Source organism: Corallococcus sp. AB011P (assembly GCF_003611605.1).
GTDB classification, from domain to species: Bacteria; Myxococcota; Myxococcia; order Myxococcales; family Myxococcaceae; genus Corallococcus; species Corallococcus coralloides.
This window is the reverse complement of record NZ_RAVX01000003.1, coordinates 557,076-574,106: the sequence shown is the minus strand read 5'-3', so window position 1 is coordinate 574,106 and position 17,031 is coordinate 557,076. Positions and strand designations below refer to the sequence as shown.

Below are 17,031 nucleotides of genomic sequence, written 5' to 3'. Positions count from 1 at the left end.
GGAAGAACCCATGTGGAAGGCCGGAGAACACCGCAAAGGCTTCAGTGGGCCGACTTCCTGTGCGACGCACACTCACGATGTGAGTGACACAGGCACCCTTGCAATGTGTCCGGGGGAGCAGAACTGGATACGAGAATACCACTACGGCTGGGTTCTACCGAACTTGAACAAATTGCTCGAATCGCTCACATTCGCTCGTCAGCCCTGCTTCCTGGTCTTCTGCACTCACCCCGCCCTTCCTTGACTCCGCGAGTTCCCTTCCCGGAACCGCCGTGAATCGAGTCCGGGTGCGGGTGCCTCCTCGCGATCGCCCACCATGACTGCTCCTCTGTATCGCCTCGCGGATGCCACTCTCGTCGAACCGCTCGTCCAGGACTTCCAGGCCTGGTGGATGACGGTGGCGCCCATGCCCGCGAGCCTGCATCTGCAGGCCTACCTGCTGCCGCTGCTGAAGGCCTACCTGCAGACGCCGGACTTCCACGCGAAGGCGGCGAAGGATCCGGAGCTGAGCGGCAGCTCCTTCGTGGGCATCGCGCCGGAGCGCGCGGAAGAGGTGCGGGCGCTCATGCAGCGGATGACCACCGCGCAGGAGGACAACATCAAGCTGGCGGAGGCGTTCGACGAGTTCCAGACGCAGCTGCTGGCGGAGGCCAAGGGCCAGTCCCTGGAGCCGCTGTACGCGCGGCTGCCGGAGCCGCTCAAGGGCGTGGTGGAGCTGGTGTACGACTACGTGAACCGCCCGTCGATGCGCGTGCACGAAGGCCTGCTGTACCGCGGCCGCCACCACAAGACGGAGCTCCAGTCGATGCGGCTCCGCCGCCTGAAGGCGGACGCGGAGCGCGACTCGCTGCTCACCACGCCGCGCCTGATGGAGGCGGGGCAGCTGGACTGGAAGGTGCCGTTCCACGACGAGCGCCTGGACAAGCTGTTCAGCCTGGACGTGGAGCCCAAGCCGCTGGAGTGGATCCGCGACCTGCTGGGCGACGCCGTGAAGTCCGACGCGGACCTGATGCCCCTGCTCACGGAGGCGCCGCAGACCCTTCCCGAGACCTGGAACGGGCCGGGGGTGCGCATCCGCTACGTGGGCCACGCGTGCGTGCTGGTGGAGTGGAAGGGCACGTCCATCCTCATCGACGCGGTGGTGCCGGTGCGGCCGGAGAAGATGGGCCCGCTGGCGCGCATGTCCTTCGCGGACCTGCCCCGCCGCATCGACTACGTGGTCATCACCCACAGCCACCCGGATCACCTGGACATCGAAACGCTGCTGCGCCTGCGCCACCGCATCGGCACGCTGATGGTGCCGCGCTCGAGCGGCGCCCTGGCGGGTGACTACTCGCCCCGGCTGTTGGGCAAGGCGCTCGGCTTCAAGAACGTGCTGGAGCCCTACTTCTACGAATCCCTGCCCATCCCGGACGGGGAGATCATCGCCGCGCCGTTCATGGGCGAGCACGGCGACGTGGCCCACGCCAAGACGGCGTGGATCATCCGCACCGGCGAGGAGCGCCTGTTCTTCGCCGCCGACTCCATGTGCGTGGACGAGACGACGTACCGCGACCTGCGCGGCACGGTGGGCGATCTGCACACGGTCTTCATGAACACGGAGATCGTCGGCGCGCCGCACACGTGGATGCTGGAGGGCTTCTTCCCCAAGAAGCGCGACCGCAAGCTGGAGAAGAACCGCCGCTGCCGCGGCAGCAACTCCACCGAAGGCCTGCGCCTGCTGGAGCTCGTGGGCGCGAAGCGGATCTTCAACTACGCCATGGGCCTGGAGCCCTGGATGGAGCACATCATCGGGCCCGCCGCCACGCCGGAGACGCCCCGCATGAAGGAGTCTGATCTGCTGCTCTCCACCGCCCGCGAGCGCGGCCTCCAGGCCGAACGACTCGAGGGCGCGCGAGAGGTCCACCTCAAGGGCTGAAGGCGCACGCGGGTGCAGGGCGGATTGTCCGCCCTCCCCTCGTACGTAGGGCTCGACGGCATGAGCCCAACCGGTATGCTCCGGAACATGAGGAATCCCCGGAAAGAAACCCTCACGTTCATCGCGGTGTCGCTCGCGGTGAGCTGGACGATGGCGGTGCTGTTCATCACGGGCGGCGAGAAGTCCGTGTGGCTGATGCGCTGGATGATGTGCGTGCCCGGCATCGTGGGCCTCGCGTGCTCCTGGTTCTTCCGTCGCGAGCCGCCCTCCGCGGTGGGCTTCTCCTTCCCCGGCTGGAAGTGGTGGTTCCTGGGGCTGGCGCTGCCGCTGGCGTACGGCGCCGTCATCGCGCCGCTGGCCTACGCGATCCGGTTCGCCACGGGGGACGCGTCCTTCATCACGTACCAGCCGGAGCTGCTCAAGGGTCCGTTCGGGGTCACGGGCGTGGCGACGGTGCCGGTGATGATCCTCCTGTTCTGGGCGCTGACGGTGACGTGGTGGCTGGCCGCCGCGTCCGTGCGCTGGCGCTGGGTGGAGAAGCTGGGCGCGAAGCTGCCCGAGCGCTGGCGATGGCTGCGCTACGGCCTGGCCGCACTGGTGTGGGGGCCCGTCGTGGGCTTCGGCGTCCCCAGTGAGCTGGGTGAGGAGGTGGGCTGGCGCGGGACGCTGGTGCGCTGGTGGATGCACCGGCCGGCGCTGGCCGCGGCCATCACCATGCCGGTGTGGGCCGCGTTCCACCTGCCCCTCATCTTCTCCTCCACGCAGCGCGGGCACGTGGGGCAGAACGTGACGTTCCTCGTGTCCATCGCCGTGGCCGCGGTGGTGTTCGCGCAGCTCTACATGGCGTCGCGCTCCATCTGGCCGCCCGCCCTCTTCCACATCAGCTGGAACATCATCAACCCGCTGCTCTTCGGCAGCGTCTACAACGGCCGGCCGGGGCTCTTCGGCGGTCAGGTCTGGGTCTTCAACGGCGAGGGCGTCTTCGGGCTCGTGCTCCACGGACTGGTGGCCGTGTGGCTCTTCCGCCACTGGAAGCGGAGCGCCCGGAGCACGGAAAGCGCGGTATTGCCGGAGTCCTCCGCGACGCCCGCCTGAGAGGCCTTGCGGCCCGCCGAGCGCAGGCTTTTCCGCATGTGACATCCCGGGTGGGCAACAGTTACTCTCCCGCGCGAGATGACCCCTGCCGTCCGGGCCGACATGGAAGCACGTGCCGACCGCGCCCTGCGCCGGGGCGAGCTGGCGGAGGCGTTCGAGCTCTTCGAGCACCTCCTCGCCGCCTTTCCGCGCGAGGAGGCCCTGGCCGCCAGGCTGGCCCAGCTGCGCGACAGCCTCCAGCCGGAGGAGCTGCAGCACCTGAAGAACCGCGTGCGCGAACCCCAGCGCCTCCCGCTGGGCCCTCCCTCCCCCATGCAGGAGGGCGAGCGGCTCTTCACGTTGGGTGACTACGTGGGCGCCGCCGCCGCGTACCGCCGGGCCCTTCAGGAGCGCCCCGGCAACGAGCTGGTGCTGGAGCGGCTGGAAGAGCTGTACCGGATGGCCCGCGAGATGCCCGTGCAGTCCCCCACGGACCGGGCCCTTCCCGCGCAGAAGGAGGATCGCCTCCAGGCCCTCCTGGACCGGCTGGCCTCCCGGCGTCGCCTCAAGCGCGACTGAGGGGTCGCCCCCGCGTCCCTCCAAGCGCGGATCCGACGCAACCGCTGATTCGTGCGTTGCACCCCCCTGGGGTGGCACCTACAATCCGCACCGACGTTGCTGTCATAGTGTCGCCCGTTCCCACTGACACCCGCGTCCGACTTTCATCTTTCCTATGGCTCGACCTCTTCGACTCGGCGTCCTCACCGGCGGTGGTGATTGTCCGGGACTCAATGCGCTCATCCGTGGCCTCGTCCGTCGAGGCGTGCACGAGTTCGGCCACTCGTTCGTCGGCATCGAGAACGGCTACATGGGCCTGGTGGAGCCGGAGCTCGTCCGCCCGCTCGGTGTGGAGGACACGCGCGGCATCCTGCCCAAGGGCGGCACCATCCTCGGCACGTCCAACAAGGCGAACCCGTTCGCCTACCCGGTGCGTGAGGGCTCGGGCTGGGGGGGGCGGGACGTGTCGGATCAGGTCCTGCGCCGCTGCGAGGAATTGCGGCTGGACGGCCTGGTCGCCATTGGTGGGGACGGCACGCTGTCCATCGCGCACCAGCTGGCGGAGAAGGGGCTGAAGGTCGTCGGGTGTCCGAAGACCATCGACAACGACTTGTCCGGCACGGACCAGACGTTCGGGTTCGACACCGCGCGGCTCATCGTCACGGAGGCGCTGGACCGGCTGCACTCCACCGCGGAGGCGCATGACCGCGTGATGGTGGTGGAGATCATGGGCCGCCACGCGGGCTTCCTCACGCTGGAGAGCGGCATCGCCGGCGGCGCGGACCTCATCCTCATCCCGGAGATTCCGTACCGCGTGGAGTCCATGCTGGAGACGCTGAAGCGGCGGGCCACGCGGCGGCGCAGCTTCTCCATCATCGCGATCTCGGAGGGCGCGTATCCGGAGGGCGGCGCGCTGTCCGTGCTGGCGGAGGCCGCGGACATCCCGGGTCGGGGCGTGGTGCGGCTGGGCGGCTCCGGCAAGGTGTGCGCGGATCTGCTGGCGAGCCACATCGAGGCGGAGATCCGCGTGACGGTGCTGGGCCACCTGCAGCGCGGCGGCAGCCCGAGCGCGGCGGACCGGGTGCTGGCCACGCGCTACGGGTGCAAGGTGCTGGACCTGGTGCGGGACGGACAGTGGGGGCACATGGTGGCGCTCAGGAACAACGAGGTCATCCCCGTGCCGCTGAGTGAGTCTCGCAAGGAGCGACGCGTGGACGTCCAGGGGGACCTGGTGCGGTTCGCGCGGAGCATGGGCATCGGGTTCGGGGACTGAGGGGAGAGCGCGCACCGCACGCCATGACGCTCGTCGGCCGCCATATCGGTCGCTATCGCATCCTGGAGGAGCTGGGCTCCGGGGGCATGAGCGTCGTGTACAAGGGCCTGGACACGGCCCTGGACCGCGAGGTCGCGGTGAAGGTGCTGCACCCGCACCTGGCCGGCAAGGACGAGTCGCGGCGGCGCCTGGCGCGCGAGGCCCGCGCGGTGGCGAAGCTGCACCACCCCAACATCCTGGAGGTGTTCGACTTCTCCTCGGCGGAGGCGCACGACGCCTTCATCGTCACGGAGTACATCCGGGGCCGGACGCTCAAGACGTACCTGGACGAAGGCCCGCTGGAGCCGCCGGAGCTGGCGGCGATGATCATCCACGAGCTGGCGGCGGCGCTGGCGCACGCGCACGAAGCGGGCGTCATCCACCGCGACCTGAAGCCGGAGAACGTCATGGTGCGCGAGGACGGGGTCCTCAAGCTCATGGACTTCGGCATCGCGCGGCTCCTGGACATCGAGGACCGGATGACGGTGACGGGCGCCCTGGTGGGCTCTCCCGCGCACATGTCGCCGGAGATCATCGAGGGCCTGGAGGCCGGGCCGGAGGCGGACGTCTTCAGCCTGGGGATCATGTTCTACGCGCTGATGACGGGCCGTCTGCCCTTCACCGCGTCGAACACCACGGCGACGCTCAAGCGCATCCTGGATGGGGCGTATGAGGACCCGCGCCGCCGCGTGCCCGCGCTTTCGGATGAGCTGGCGGAGATCTGCGCGACGTGCCTCCAGCGCGACCCGGCGCGGCGCTACCCCAACGCGGGGAAGCTGCGCGACGCGCTGGCGGATGCGCTCGCGGGGCTGGGCTTCTCCCGCGTGGGCGAGGAGCTGATTTCGTTCTTCGCGGATCCGCCGTCGTACCAGCGGCTCGCGCGCCAGCGCATCGTCGCGGCGCTGCTGGAGCGCGGGGAGCGGCAGCTCGCGGAGAAGCGGACACCGCGCGCGCTGGCGTGCCTCAACCACGTGCTCGCGCTGGACGCGACGAATGAACGGGCGCTGGGGTTGCTCAAGGGCATCCAGCGTCAGCAGCGGCGGCGCACGTGGCGCAGGCGCGGCCTCCGCGTGGGCATCGCGGCGGGCGTGGCGCTCGCGTTGGGGCTGGGCGGCTGGCAGGTGCACCGGATGAACGCGAGCGCGCCCGAGACGCCGAAGGTGCAAACGGTGGATCCGCGCGCCGAGGGCTCGAAGGCGCCGGGTTCCCAGCCCACGGCTGGCGGCTCGCAGGGCACGGGTGGCACGACGGGCACGCAAGGCGCGGGCGCGGTCCACGGCGCGCAGGGCACGGGTGGCACGACAGGTTCGCCTGACGGCACGGGCACCCCTCAGGGCCCGCAGGCCACGGGCTTGCGTCCCAATGGCGCGCAGGGCACGGGCACGCCCGGCCGAGACGCGCTCCTGCCTCCCACCGACTCCAACCCTCGCGTCCCCTCCCCTCCGGATCGCGCGCCCTCGCGCCCCGCGGTGGTCGCCAGCCTCGACCCGCAGGACGACTCCAAGTCCACGCGCAACGGCAAGATCCCCGTGTCCATCCTCGTGCGCCCCTACGGCTCCATCCGCGTGGACGGCGGCCCCGCCGGCGCGCAGCAGCTCGCGCAGCACGACGTGCACCTGTCCCCGGGCGAGCACACCGTCACCGTCTCCTGCGGCTACTGCGAGGACGCCACGGAGACCATCGACGTGAAGCCGGACCGCGAGAACGTCTTCCGCCTGCGCGCCCTGCTGAAGGCCTCGCAGCTGTCCATGGACTACCAGCCGCCGGACGCCACCGTGCGCGTGGGCGACGTGGAGCGCACCGCGAACGACAGCCTCCAGCACCCCTTCGACATCCGCTCCCCTCGCGGCCCCGCCAGCTTCCAGCACCGCGTGGAGGTGGAGATTTCCTCCCCCGGCTACAAGACGGAGAAGCGCGTCGTCCTGCTGGAGCCCGGCAAGCCCACCACCCTGCGCGGGAGCCTGGCGCCCGAATGAGCCGCGGCCCGCTGCTTCTCGTGTTCCTCCTGCTGGCCGCCCTGCTCGGCCCCGCGTCCGCGCGCGCCCAGACGCCCATGGGCGCGGATCCGGAGGTCGCCGCGCTGCGCTCGTCGTTCGAATACGGCAAGTACGCGGAGGTGCTGGAGCGCGCCGGCCAGCGCATCGACCGGGGCGACCTGCCGGAAGAGGACCTGGTGGAGCTGCACAAGCTCGCGGGCCTGTCCGCCTTCAACCTCAACAAGACGGACGAAGCCGAACGCCACCTGCGCGCCGTGCTCCGGCTGGATCCCGACTTCAGCCTGGACCCCTTCGTCGTCCCGCCCCCGGCCGTCGCCTACTTCGAGGACCTCAAGAACCAGATGTCCGGCGAGCGCGAGTTCCTCCGCCAGGAGCAGCGCCTGCGCCTGGAGCGCGAGAAGACCGAACAGGAGCGCCGGGAGCAGGAGCGCGTCGCCCTGGAGACGCAGCGCCGCCGCGCGGAGGAGCTGGCCCGCCAGGTCACCGTGCGCACCGTGGAGAAGCACAACTTCCTGGTCAACTTCGTCCCCTTCGGCGCCGGCCAGTTCCAGCAGGGCCGCAACGGCATGGGCATCGCCTTCGCCGCCACGGAGGGCGTGCTGGCCATCACCAGCATCATCGCGTTCTTCGCGTACGACTCGCTCTTCGAGGAGCGGCTCATCAACCTGGACAACGTGCTGGACGAGGACGGCCGCGCGTCCATTCCGGTGCGCTACATCCCCACGGACCGCGCCCGGCAGGCGGACACCTGGCAGCTGCTCAAGCTCGCGTCCGCCACCGGCTTCTACACCGTCTACACCCTGGGCGTGGTGGACGCCGTCTACCACCACGAGGACCAGGTGGTGACCAGTACCACCGTCGAGTCCCGCCCCGAACCAAAGCCCTCTCCCTCCGTCTCCCAGGCCGCGCCGCCGCGCGTGCGGCTGTACTCCACCAAGGGTGGGCTGGGCGCCGGCTTCACCCTCACGTTCTAGCCCCAAGAACCCAAAGTCCGCCCATGGCCAGCCTCACCGTCCGCACCCCCGATGGAAAGGTCCGCACGGTCTCCCTGCTCAAGCGCATCACCAGCCTGGGGCGGGGATCCGACAACGACGTGCCGCTGGAGGACGCCAACGTCCCCGCCAACGCCCTGCACGTCACCTTCGACGGCACCCGCTACGAAGTGGGCAGCCTGGGCGCCACCTTCCACGTCAACGGCAAGCGCCGCGACAACCACGCGCTCTCCACCGGAGACGTGGTCAAGGTCGGCGGCACCGAGCTGACCTTCTCCCGCGAGGACGCCCCCCGCGAGCCCGTGCGCCGCGAGGTGCCCGAGCGCGAGGTGTCCCTGCCCTCCGCCGCCACGGCCTCGTCGGACTCGCACACGGCGGAGCTGCCCGGCGTGGTGGGCCGCGAGCTGGTGCTGCTCAAGCGGCTCACCGCGTTCAGTGAGCGGCTCTTCGGCAGCTACGACGTGGACCGCATCCTGGAGAGCCTGCTGGACGAGGCCATCGAGGTCACCCGCGCCGACAAGGGCTTCCTCATCCTGATGGAGAGCGGCGAGCCTCGCGTGAAGGCCGCGCGCAACGTGGCCCGGGAGAACATCGAGGACGCGGTGGAGAAGCTGTCCGACTCCATCATCGCCAAGGTGGTGAAGGACCAGAAGGCCATCATCGTCGCGGACGCGCTGGACGCGCCGGAGTTCAAGGCCAGCGAGTCCGTGGTGAACCTCAAGGTCCACTCCGTCATGTGCGTGCCGGTGATGCACAAGGGCGACCTGTTCGGCGTGCTCTACGTGGGCAACGACCGGCTGGTGAACCGCTTCGAGCCCAAGAGCATGGACATGCTCACCGTGTTCGCGGCGCAGGCGTCGCTGCTCCTGCAGAACGCGCTGCTCGTGAACGACCTGAAGCTCGACAACACGGAGCTGCGCCGCAAGCTGGAGGACCAGCGCTACGGCGACATCGTGGGCGCGTGCCAGGGCATGCGGGACGTGTACAAGCGCATCGACAAGATCGCGCCCACGGACATCTCCGTGCTGATTACGGGCGAGACGGGCACGGGCAAGGAGCTCATCGCCCGGGAGATCCACCGCCGCTCGCCGCGCACCAAGGGCCCGTTCATCACGGTGAACTGCGGCGCCATCCCGGAGAACCTGCTGGAGAGCGAGCTGTTCGGCCACGCCAAGGGCGCCTTCACCGGCGCGGTGGCCACGCGGCCCGGCAAGTTCCAGGCGGCCATCGGCGGCACGCTCTTCCTGGACGAAATCGGCGAGATGCCGCTCCAGCTCCAGGTGAAGCTGCTTCGCGCGCTCCAGGACAAGATCGTCTACAAGGTCGGCGAGAACCGCGGCGAACCGGTGGACATCCGCGTGGTGGCCGCGACGAACAAGATCCTCGAAGAAGAGGTGAAGCGGAACGCGTTCCGCGAGGACCTCTACTACCGGCTCAACGTCGTCACCGTGAAGCTGCCGCCCCTGCGCGAGCGCGGCGAGGACGTCATCGTCCTGGGCCGCTTCTTCCTCCAGAAGTACGCGCGCGAGTTCAACTCCAAGGCGCGCGGCTTCACGCCCGCCGCCGCCGTGTCCATGAAGAAGTACGGCTGGCCGGGCAACATCCGCGAGCTGGAGAACCGCCTGAAGAAGGCGGTGGTGCTGGCGGACAAGCCGCTCTTGGGCGCGGACGACCTGGACCTCAAGCCGGAGAACCTGGAGCCCATCATGCCGCTGCTCCAGGCCAAGGAAGAGTTCCAGAAGCGTTACATCAACGAGGTCCTGGCCCGGAACAACGGCAACCGCACCAAGACGGCCAAGGACCTGGGCGTGGACCCCCGCACCATCTTCCGCCACCTGGAGAAGCTGGAGGCGGAGAAGACGGGCGGTCCGCTTCCTCCCGAGGAGAACGAGGAACTGCTATAGCGTTCCCCCAAGCCACGCCATGCACCGTCACGCGACGCGACAGTCCCGGGGCATCCTCCAGCCGCTGGTGACGGCCCTGGGGCTCGCGGCGCTCGCGACGGGCTCCGGGTGCCTCATCCCGCAGGAAGTGGCGCTGCTGGAGAGCTTGCCCCAGTTCAGGAACCGGCCGCCGCGCATCCTGGAGGAGCAGGTGGAGCCCTCCGAGCGCATCCTGCGCGCCTTCGGCGTGGGCAGCTGCATCCAGGACTTCAACGTGGTGGTGGAGGACCTGGACGTCGACGACCGCATCACCGTGGAGTGGTACGTGGACTACAACCCGTCCAACCCCACGGGCTACTACCGGCAGATCGTCCTCGCCAACACCGGCCAGCCGCGCCGTGACGACCGCGGCACGCTGCGCATGGACCTGCGCTCGGCCAACAACCCGCTGGCCCCGCCGGGCATCCACCTGGTGGAGGCGTTCGTCACCGACCGGCACCTCACCAACCGCCAGCCGGATCCGCCGGACGAGGTCATCCTCGCGGACGGCGGCGTGGTGAAGAACCCGGGCTTCGTCACCTCGTACTCGTGGGTGGTGAACACGGTGGCGGGGGACTGCCAGTGAGGCGCGCGCTCCGGGCCCTGGCGCTGGCGCTCGGGCTGACCGGGGCCGGGTGCGGCTTCCTGGAGGACGAGCCTCCCCCGGAGCAGCTCGTGTGCCGCTCCGACGCGGAGTGCGCCGCCGGCCAGGTGTGCTTCGTGGACGGCTGCGGCAACCCCGGCGGCGACATCGTCGTGGAGGTGCAGCCCCATCCCAAGGCGGGCCTGCTCGCGCAGGACTTCCCGGTGGACCGGCTGCGGGCGGAGCAGAACCTGGAGCTCTTCAGCCCCGTGCGCCTGATGGGCACCGTCACGCGCGGCACCACCGCCACGGCGGACGGCGGCACGGCCTCCATGCCCTACCGCGCCCCCATCCACCTGCTGGCCACGGGCGACAGCCGCCTCATCCCCGGCGTGGCGCGGCGCTATGAGACGACGCTCACCCCGGACGACGGCGCGTGGGTGCTGCCCGTGGGCAGTGGCAGGTACACCGTGACGCTCACGCCGGTGGACCCGGCCCTGCCACCGCTGTCGCGCGACGCCTTCGTGGATCCCTCGTCGGGCGGCATGGTGGCCTTCGACCTGCCCACCGGCTCGCGCGTGGTGACGCTGACGGGGACGCTGGTGCTCCAGGGTTCGAAGCAGGTGGACGCGGACATGGAGGTGCAGGTGCTGGATGAGTCGCTGCGCCCGCTGTCCCAACGCGCCCGCGTGACCCGCGGCACGGGCGCGTTCCAGCTGGTACTGAGCGCGGAGGACGCCGCGCGCGCCACGGTCCTCCTGCGCGCGACCCCCGTGAACGCCGGGGACCTGGTGCCCTGGAAGACCTTCGTGGTGGAGCCGTCCGCCGCCCTCCCCGCTCCGCTGGAGCTGGGAGACCCCGGCGCGGCCGTGAAGGTGGAGGGCCGCGTGCTGGAGATGGACGGCCAGACGCCCATGGCCGGCGCGCGCGTGTCGCTCCAGGGCCGCGTGGCCGGCGGAGGCACCTTCAAGGGCGTGCCGGTGCTGACGGACGCGCAGGGGCGCTACCAGCTCACGTCCCTGCCCGGCGTCACGGAGTCCCCGCTCACGCTGGTCATCGTCCCGCCGCCCAGCTCGCTCTCGCGCCTGACGCCCCAGCAGGTGACGGTGGCGGCGGTGGACACGGTGCTGCCGGACGTGACGTGCCCGGAGCGCATGACGGTGGTGGGCAGCGTGAAGAACCCGGAGGGCACCGGCCCCGCGTCGGGCGTGCGCGTCGTGGCGGAGCCGGTGGGGGCCCTGGAAGGCTATCCGCAGCCGCCCCTGGGCTTCGAGTCGCCCCTCACCACCAGCAGCGACGGCAACTTCTCGCTGGCCCTGGATCCGGGCGAGTACCGGCTGGACTTCCTGCCCGGGGAGAACCTGCCGCGCGTCAGCCGCTTCGTCACCGTGCCTGCCGGCACCGCCGGGTCAGACGTGATGACCCTGGCCGCCTTCACGCTGTCACGAGGCCGTTCCTTGAGCGGCCGCATCACCCTGCCCCCGGACCCGGCGCTGGCCCCGGACGGCATCGCGGCGAACGCTTCCGTGCGCTTCTTCCGCGTGGTGACGGTGGGGGGACGGCCGGAGTCCATCCTGCTGGCGCAGACGGTGTCCGACAGCACGGGGCGCTACTCCACCGTGCTGCCCACGCGCTGAAGCCGCGACTACCGGCCGCTGTCCTTGCGGCGCGCGGTGTCGAAGGCGGCGTGCAGCGCGTCCACCGCGCCGCCCACCTCGCCCGCGTACTGCACCGCGTGGATGGTGTAGAGGTCCTGCACCCGCGTGAGGTGGCGGTACACCGAGCGCAGCTCCACGCGCGACGGATCTCTCGACTCCAGGGCGCACTCGGACTCGGACTTGCGCACGCGCGTCAGCCAGTCCGTGCGGAAGCGCATCCACTCCTGGTCGACCTTGCGGGCGGGGAGGACGTGCACGAGCTTCTCGCGCTCGGCCTCCAGGTCCTTCCAGTGCGCGTCCGCGGCGTCCAGACATTCGCGCACGGTGAGCGGTGGCATCACGGCCGGGGGCCTCGCGGGCGTCATCGCCGCGACGGAGTGCCCCACGTTCCAGATCATCCACAGCGAGACCAGCGTGGCCAGCGTGATGTGGACCGCGTACGCGGCGCCACGGTAGCGGCGGAAGCGGGGGTCTTTCTGCGAGTCGGGAGCGGACACGGGGCCCAGGTCTTACGACCCTGGACCCCGGGTGGCAATGCTTCCCTTGCACACCGTCCGGAAGGCGAACCCTCCCCGGACGGCGGCGGTGTGGGGACTACTGGCCCGCGGCGGGGGCGGCCACGGCCGGAGCGGCCTGGGGCGCGGCGGCCGGAGCGGCGGCGGGCACCGCGGCGGCGTCACCACCGGCGGCGGCGCGCTTGGCGGAGTTCAGCCGGCCGCGGAACTGCGACAGGTACTGGGTGGCCGGGTACGTGGCCAGCGCGTCGCGCACCGTGTCCGCCGCCTTATCGAACGAGCCCGTCTCCTGGTACGACTGGGCCAGCAGCAGCATGGCGTAGTCACGCGTCTTGGACTTCCTGTCGCCTTCCACGAAGCGGGCCAGCAGCGGCACGGCCTTGTCGTGCTGACGCAGCTGGTTGTAGGCGGTGCCCAGGAAGAAGGACGCGTCCAGCGCATCCGACTCCTGCGGGTTCATGGCCAGGAAGCGCGACAGGTTCTCCACCACGGCGGGCATCTCGTTCTTGCGGAAGGCGATCTTCCCGCGCTCCAGGGCGGCGTCGCCCGTCTCGCGGCGCAGGATGGCGGCGCGGTCGTTCAGCGCCTGGCGCTCCAGCGAGGACAGCTTCTGCGTGTCCAGCTTCACCAGCGCGTCGATGCCCTTGAGGCGCTCGTCACCCGGCAGCGTGGTCATCATCTTGTAGACTTCGTTCGCGGCGCGCTGGGCCGTCAGGTGCGAGGTCGTGTCCGCGCGCTGCTTCTCCAGCTGCGCGGAGAGGTCCGCCACCTGCTTCTCCAGCCGCTCGCGCTCGTTGGTGTTGCTGGAGCTGCGCGCGCCGTTCACCAGCACCGCGCCACCGACCGCCAGAATCGCGAAGAGCGCGTAGGCCACCGCCGAGGAGAGCCACTGCCGCTTCTGGAAGTCCTCGTGACGCTTGCCGACCGCCTTCACCTCCGCGTGGAGGTTCTTCAGCAGGTTGTCCGTCTTGATGACGAGGTTGCGCGACTCGATGACCTCGCGGCGGAGCTCGGAGAGTTCCTTCTCAAGGTCGGTCTTCGGCTGTTCAGAGGGGGGCATGGACATCTTCCTGGGACCGGAAATGACTTCGGCCGACTCACGCATGCTAGGGGACTCTCCGGGATGAGGGGCGGGTTCTTTTTCCGCTCCCAAACAGGGCCCTTGGTGCCCACCATTCCCCGAAAGCCCCTGCTCCGCGCGCGCTCGCCTGCTTTCGTGTTGGAACTTTCCCAGGCCTCTAGAACGAGGCCATGGGACGGGACGGATTCGGCGGGAACGTATACGTCACACCGAGCGCGAACCAATTGCCTCCGTGGCTGAAACTGAAGGGCCCCTTGAACGCGTCGGTGTTCGGGGACTCCACGGGACCGCGAAGGAGCATGAAGCGGTACTCAGCGGTGATACCCCACTCCGCGGACAGGCGAAGCGTGGCGCCGAGCGAGCCCACCCAGGCCTGGGAGACCCGCTCCTGGATGGACGAGCCCTCGCGCGTCGAGGAGATGACCGCGGGCCCCGTGAGCACGCCCGCAGAGGGAATCAGCCCCTGCGGCCCGATGTCGAGCACGCCCTGGAAGCGCACGCCGAGCAGCGCGCCGTACGACACGGTGCTGACCTTGCGGGACACGGTGGTTCCGTCGGGCCCGGGCTCGGACAGGCGCAGGGTCTGCGCGGTGCCGAACAGGTCGATGCCCACCTCCACCAGGTCCGACATCGCGTACGCGAACGTGGCCACGCCCAGGGGCCCACCCGAGGACTCCGGCGCGCGCTCCAGGCCGTTGCCTGGCCCCTTGGCGCCATACCAGGCGTCGTAGAGCGTGCCGTTGGAGGTGAGCCGGTAGCCGGCCTGCACGGTGATGCGGCCCACGCCGTCCAGGTTGGTGGGAGCCCGCCCCGCGCTCCAATCGCCTTCTTCCTGGGCGAGGGCGGGCGCGGCGGCGAGGGCGAAGACGAGCGGCAGACGGCGGAGCATCAAGGCGCGGTTCCCGGGGCTTTCTGCCGGCACGGGCGCTCGCGGCCCGGTGCTACAGGCGTGTCGCACACCGTATCCGGGTACCTTGCCGCGTCAACTTTCCGGTCCGTCACCCGCCGTGTCGATTTCGCGCCCTGCTATTCGTCGCCATTTTGAACCCGACGTCCAAGGAGAACTCCCCATGCGCTTCATGATGATCGTCAAGGCCACCCCCGAGAGTGAGACCGGTCGCCTCCCGTCTTCGGAGGAGCTGGGCGAGATGGGCAAGTACAACGAGGAGCTGGTGAAGGCCGGCATCCTGCTCGCGGGTGAAGGGCTGCACCCCAGCTCCAAGGGGGCGCGCGTGACGTTCTCCGCCAAGGGCCCCACGGTGACGGATGGCCCCTTCGCTGAGACGAAGGAGCTGGTCGCCGGCTTCTGGATCATCGAGGTGAAGTCGCGCGAGGAGGCCATCGCCTGGGCGCGCCGCATCCCCTTCCGGGACGGGGAGGTGGAGATCCGCCAGGTCGCCTCCGCGGAGGACTTCGCGCCCAGCGACCCCACGGGCGAGCATCGCGCGAAGGAAGAAGCGCTGCGCGCGCAGGTCGAGGCGAAGGCCAAGGCCTGAGCCGTCAGCGAGCGCGCCGCTCCAGCTCCAGCAGCGGCATCTCCAGCACCACCACCGTGCCGTGCGTGCACGGGGGGGTGAAGTCCGCGCGGTCCAGTTCGCCCAGCAGCGCGCGCAGCTGCGCGTCGGTGAGCGGCGAAGAAGACGCGCGGCGCGCGGCGTGACAGGCCATCACGCGCACGGCCTCCGCCAGGCTCGTCACGTCCAGTGGAGCGCTGCGCGGTGGCAGCGCGCGTGACAGGGCCTCCAGGAGCGCGCGAGGGTCCACGCCCTCCAGGCCCGCCGGCACCGACTTGAGCGCGAGCGCCGTGCCGCCAAAGGGCTCCACGTCCACGCCCAGCTTGAGCAGCGCCTCGCGGCCGTCCACCAGCGCCTTCACCGCCGCCAGCGACAGGTCCACCGTGGTGCCGAACAGCGACGGCGGCGGCGCCTTCGTGTCGTCCTCCAGCCGCCGCAGGTACGCGGTGAGGCGCGCGCGCTCCAGCGCGGCGTGCGGATCCAGCACCACCAGCGTGCCGCCGGGGCCTTCACACACGTGGAAGCGGCTGCCCAACAGGCCCATGGGGCGCAGCGCCGCGAAGTAGCCCGGAGGCGGAGCCTCGTTGAGCTGCGGCTGCGCCTCGCCGAACCCGAGCGTGCGGCCCGGCACCTGGGGGCCCTGGAACGGACCGGGGAACGCGCTGCCCTGCGCTCCACCGTTCGGCGTGAAGTAGGACGGCGTCAGCGGGCGCGCGGGCGTCGAGCCTCCCGGTGCGTCCATCGCGGTGGGCAGCGGCGCGCCCCAGGTGGCCTCCTGCGCGCGGGTGAGGAAGCGCTCCACTGCGTGCGCGTAGTGCGCGGCGTCCCGGGGCTGCGGGTTGGCGGCCTGCTCCTCCGGCGAGCCCAGCCACGGGGCCGCGCGCAGCACGCGTGAGAGGGCGGCGCTGATCGCGTCCTGCACGCCGCGGGCGTCCGCGAAGCGCACCTCCATCTTCTGCGGGTGCACGTTGACGTCCACCGCGGCGGGCTCCACGTCGATGTGCAGCACCACCACCGGCTGGCGGCCCGCGGGCAGGAAGTCCTGGAACGCGCGCTGCACGGTGCTGATGAGGCCGCGGTCGCGGATGTAGCGGCGGTTGACGAAGGTGTAGAGGCCGCGCGCGTTGGGCAGCGTGTACTCCGGCGACGCGAGGTAGCCCGTGACGACCACGCCCAGCCGGCGCTCCTCCACCGGGAACAGGTGCGGGAAGGACGCGGGGCCCAGGGCCGCGGCGATGCGCTCGCGCGGATCATGTTCGGCGGCGGGGCTGGAGAAGAGCTCGTTGCCCTCGTGCGAGGCGAAGAAGCCGACCTCCGGGTGCGCGAGCGCCAGGCGCACCACGGCCTCCTCGCAGTGCTTGAGCTCGGTGGCGCCCTGGCGCATGAACTTGCGGCGCGCGGGCACGTTGAAGAACAGGTCCTCGATGGTGATGACCGTGCCCACGCGGGGCGGCGCGTCCTCCACCGTGGGTGGGCCTCCGCCCTCCACTGACACCTTCGTGCCCTCGTGCGCGTCCGGCTCCGCGGTGTGCAGCGTGAAGCGGGACACGGAGGCGATGGCGGGGATGGCCTCGCCCCGGAACCCCATGGAGTCGATGTGGAAGAGGTCGTCCAGTTCGCGCAGCTTGCTGGTGGCGTGGCGCTCCAGGCAGAGCGTGGCGTCCTCGCGGCTCATGCCGTGGCCGTCGTCGGAGATGGTGATGCGGCCCACACCGCCGGCCTCCAGCTCCACGCGCACGGTGCGGGCGCCAGCGTCGAGCGAGTTCTCGCACAGCTCCTTCACCACGGAGGCGGGGCGCTCCACCACCTCGCCGGCGGCGATCTTGTTGATGAGCACGTCGCTCAGGCGCGCGATTCGGGACATGGCGATCAGCCACCCTCCGCCACCTGGATGACGTTGTCCAGAA

14 protein-coding genes are annotated in these 17,031 nt (G+C 70.5%); 10 read left to right on the top strand and 4 right to left on the bottom strand.

Going from position 1 to position 17,031, the window contains the following annotated elements; genetic code table 11:
- Positions 1-316 precede the first annotated feature (316 nt).
- The 9 genes from D7X30_RS12130 (at position 317) to D7X30_RS12090 (ending at position 11,993) form a co-directional block, all read left to right on the top strand.
- Entirely contained in the window at positions 317-1,918 is a 1,602-nt protein-coding gene (locus D7X30_RS12130; RefSeq protein WP_120563045.1) for an MBL fold metallo-hydrolase, read from the top strand.
- A gap of 87 nt (positions 1,919-2,005) precedes the next feature.
- On the top strand, positions 2,006-3,013 hold the full coding sequence (locus D7X30_RS12125) for a CPBP family intramembrane glutamic endopeptidase (protein ID WP_158619248.1): 1,008 nt from the start codon (positions 2,006-2,008) through the stop codon (positions 3,011-3,013).
- Positions 3,014-3,091: 78 nt separating this feature from the next.
- Positions 3,092-3,571, top strand: a complete 480-nt coding sequence (locus D7X30_RS12120; protein WP_120563043.1) for a hypothetical protein — start codon at positions 3,092-3,094, stop codon at positions 3,569-3,571.
- A gap of 154 nt (positions 3,572-3,725) precedes the next feature.
- Positions 3,726-4,823 (top strand): 6-phosphofructokinase, encoded by a 1,098-nt coding sequence (locus D7X30_RS12115; RefSeq protein WP_120563042.1) that lies wholly within the window; start codon positions 3,726-3,728, stop codon positions 4,821-4,823.
- A 23-nt stretch (positions 4,824-4,846) separates the two neighbouring features.
- Complete coding sequence (locus tag D7X30_RS12110) at positions 4,847-6,838, top strand: serine/threonine-protein kinase (protein WP_120563041.1); 1,992 nt, start codon at positions 4,847-4,849, stop codon at positions 6,836-6,838.
- Positions 6,835-7,833 (top strand): tetratricopeptide repeat protein, encoded by a 999-nt coding sequence (locus D7X30_RS12105; protein ID WP_120563040.1) that lies wholly within the window; start codon positions 6,835-6,837, stop codon positions 7,831-7,833. Before D7X30_RS12110 ends, D7X30_RS12105 begins: the two co-directional genes overlap by 4 nt.
- 23 nt (positions 7,834-7,856) lie before the next feature.
- Positions 7,857-9,755 (top strand): sigma 54-interacting transcriptional regulator, encoded by a 1,899-nt coding sequence (locus D7X30_RS12100; protein ID WP_120563039.1) that lies wholly within the window; start codon positions 7,857-7,859, stop codon positions 9,753-9,755.
- 19 nt (positions 9,756-9,774) lie between these two features.
- Positions 9,775-10,359: a hypothetical protein gene (locus D7X30_RS12095; RefSeq protein ID WP_120563038.1), complete on the top strand. Its 585-nt coding sequence runs from the start codon at positions 9,775-9,777 to the stop codon at positions 10,357-10,359.
- Entirely contained in the window at positions 10,356-11,993 is a 1,638-nt protein-coding gene (locus D7X30_RS12090; RefSeq protein ID WP_233591526.1) for a carboxypeptidase regulatory-like domain-containing protein, read from the top strand. The genes D7X30_RS12095 and D7X30_RS12090 overlap by 4 nt, the downstream gene beginning before the upstream one ends.
- A gap of 8 nt (positions 11,994-12,001) precedes the next feature.
- Here the strand turns inward: D7X30_RS12090 and D7X30_RS12085 are convergent, their stop codons facing one another.
- The 3 genes from D7X30_RS12085 to D7X30_RS12075 all read right to left on the bottom strand — a co-directional run bounded on the left by D7X30_RS12085 (position 12,002) and on the right by D7X30_RS12075 (position 14,499).
- The gene (locus tag D7X30_RS12085; protein ID WP_199724250.1) at positions 12,002-12,511 is read right to left on the bottom strand and encodes a hypothetical protein; all 510 of its coding nucleotides are present in this window, start codon (positions 12,509-12,511) and stop codon (positions 12,002-12,004) included.
- 97 nt (positions 12,512-12,608) lie between these two features.
- Positions 12,609-13,634, bottom strand: a complete 1,026-nt coding sequence (locus D7X30_RS12080) for a tetratricopeptide repeat protein (RefSeq protein WP_120563035.1) — start codon at positions 13,632-13,634, stop codon at positions 12,609-12,611.
- 133 nt (positions 13,635-13,767) lie between these two features.
- Entirely contained in the window at positions 13,768-14,499 is a 732-nt protein-coding gene (locus tag D7X30_RS12075; RefSeq protein WP_120563034.1) for a hypothetical protein, read from the bottom strand.
- Positions 14,500-14,680: 181 nt separating this feature from the next.
- On the opposite strand from D7X30_RS12075, the gene D7X30_RS12070 reads away from it, so the two are divergent.
- Positions 14,681-15,106 (top strand): YciI family protein, encoded by a 426-nt coding sequence (locus D7X30_RS12070; protein ID WP_120563033.1) that lies wholly within the window; start codon positions 14,681-14,683, stop codon positions 15,104-15,106.
- Positions 15,107-15,110: 4 nt separating this feature from the next.
- On the opposite strand, the gene mutL is transcribed toward D7X30_RS12070, so the two are convergent.
- Positions 15,111-16,988, bottom strand: coding sequence for a DNA mismatch repair endonuclease MutL (mutL, locus tag D7X30_RS12065; RefSeq protein WP_120563032.1), 1,878 nt, complete (start codon positions 16,986-16,988; stop codon positions 15,111-15,113).
- Between the last annotated feature and the right edge of the window lie 43 nt (positions 16,989-17,031).

What these genes read in the sequence shown, in the direction of transcription:
- D7X30_RS12120 (WP_120563043.1), top strand. Translation starts at nt 3,092, where the DNA reads ATGACCCCTGCCGTCCGGGCCGACATGGAAGCACGTGCCGACCGCGCC.
- D7X30_RS12125 (WP_158619248.1), top strand. Translation starts at nt 2,006, where the DNA reads ATGAGGAATCCCCGGAAAGAAACCCTCACGTTCATCGCGGTGTCGCTC.
- D7X30_RS12080 (WP_120563035.1), bottom strand. Translation starts at nt 13,634, where the DNA reads ATGCGTGAGTCGGCCGAAGTCATTTCCGGTCCCAGGAAGATGTCCATG.
- D7X30_RS12075 (WP_120563034.1), bottom strand. Translation starts at nt 14,499, where the DNA reads ATGCTCCGCCGTCTGCCGCTCGTCTTCGCCCTCGCCGCCGCGCCCGCC.
- mutL (WP_120563032.1), bottom strand. Translation starts at nt 16,988, where the DNA reads ATGTCCCGAATCGCGCGCCTGAGCGACGTGCTCATCAACAAGATCGCC.
- D7X30_RS12105 (WP_120563040.1), top strand. Translation starts at nt 6,835, where the DNA reads ATGAGCCGCGGCCCGCTGCTTCTCGTGTTCCTCCTGCTGGCCGCCCTG.
- D7X30_RS12110 (WP_120563041.1), top strand. Translation starts at nt 4,847, where the DNA reads ATGACGCTCGTCGGCCGCCATATCGGTCGCTATCGCATCCTGGAGGAG.
- D7X30_RS12070 (WP_120563033.1), top strand. Translation starts at nt 14,681, where the DNA reads ATGCGCTTCATGATGATCGTCAAGGCCACCCCCGAGAGTGAGACCGGT.
- D7X30_RS12095 (WP_120563038.1), top strand. Translation starts at nt 9,775, where the DNA reads ATGCACCGTCACGCGACGCGACAGTCCCGGGGCATCCTCCAGCCGCTG.
- D7X30_RS12115 (WP_120563042.1), top strand. Translation starts at nt 3,726, where the DNA reads ATGGCTCGACCTCTTCGACTCGGCGTCCTCACCGGCGGTGGTGATTGT.
- D7X30_RS12130 (WP_120563045.1), top strand. Translation starts at nt 317, where the DNA reads ATGACTGCTCCTCTGTATCGCCTCGCGGATGCCACTCTCGTCGAACCG.
- D7X30_RS12100 (WP_120563039.1), top strand. Translation starts at nt 7,857, where the DNA reads ATGGCCAGCCTCACCGTCCGCACCCCCGATGGAAAGGTCCGCACGGTC.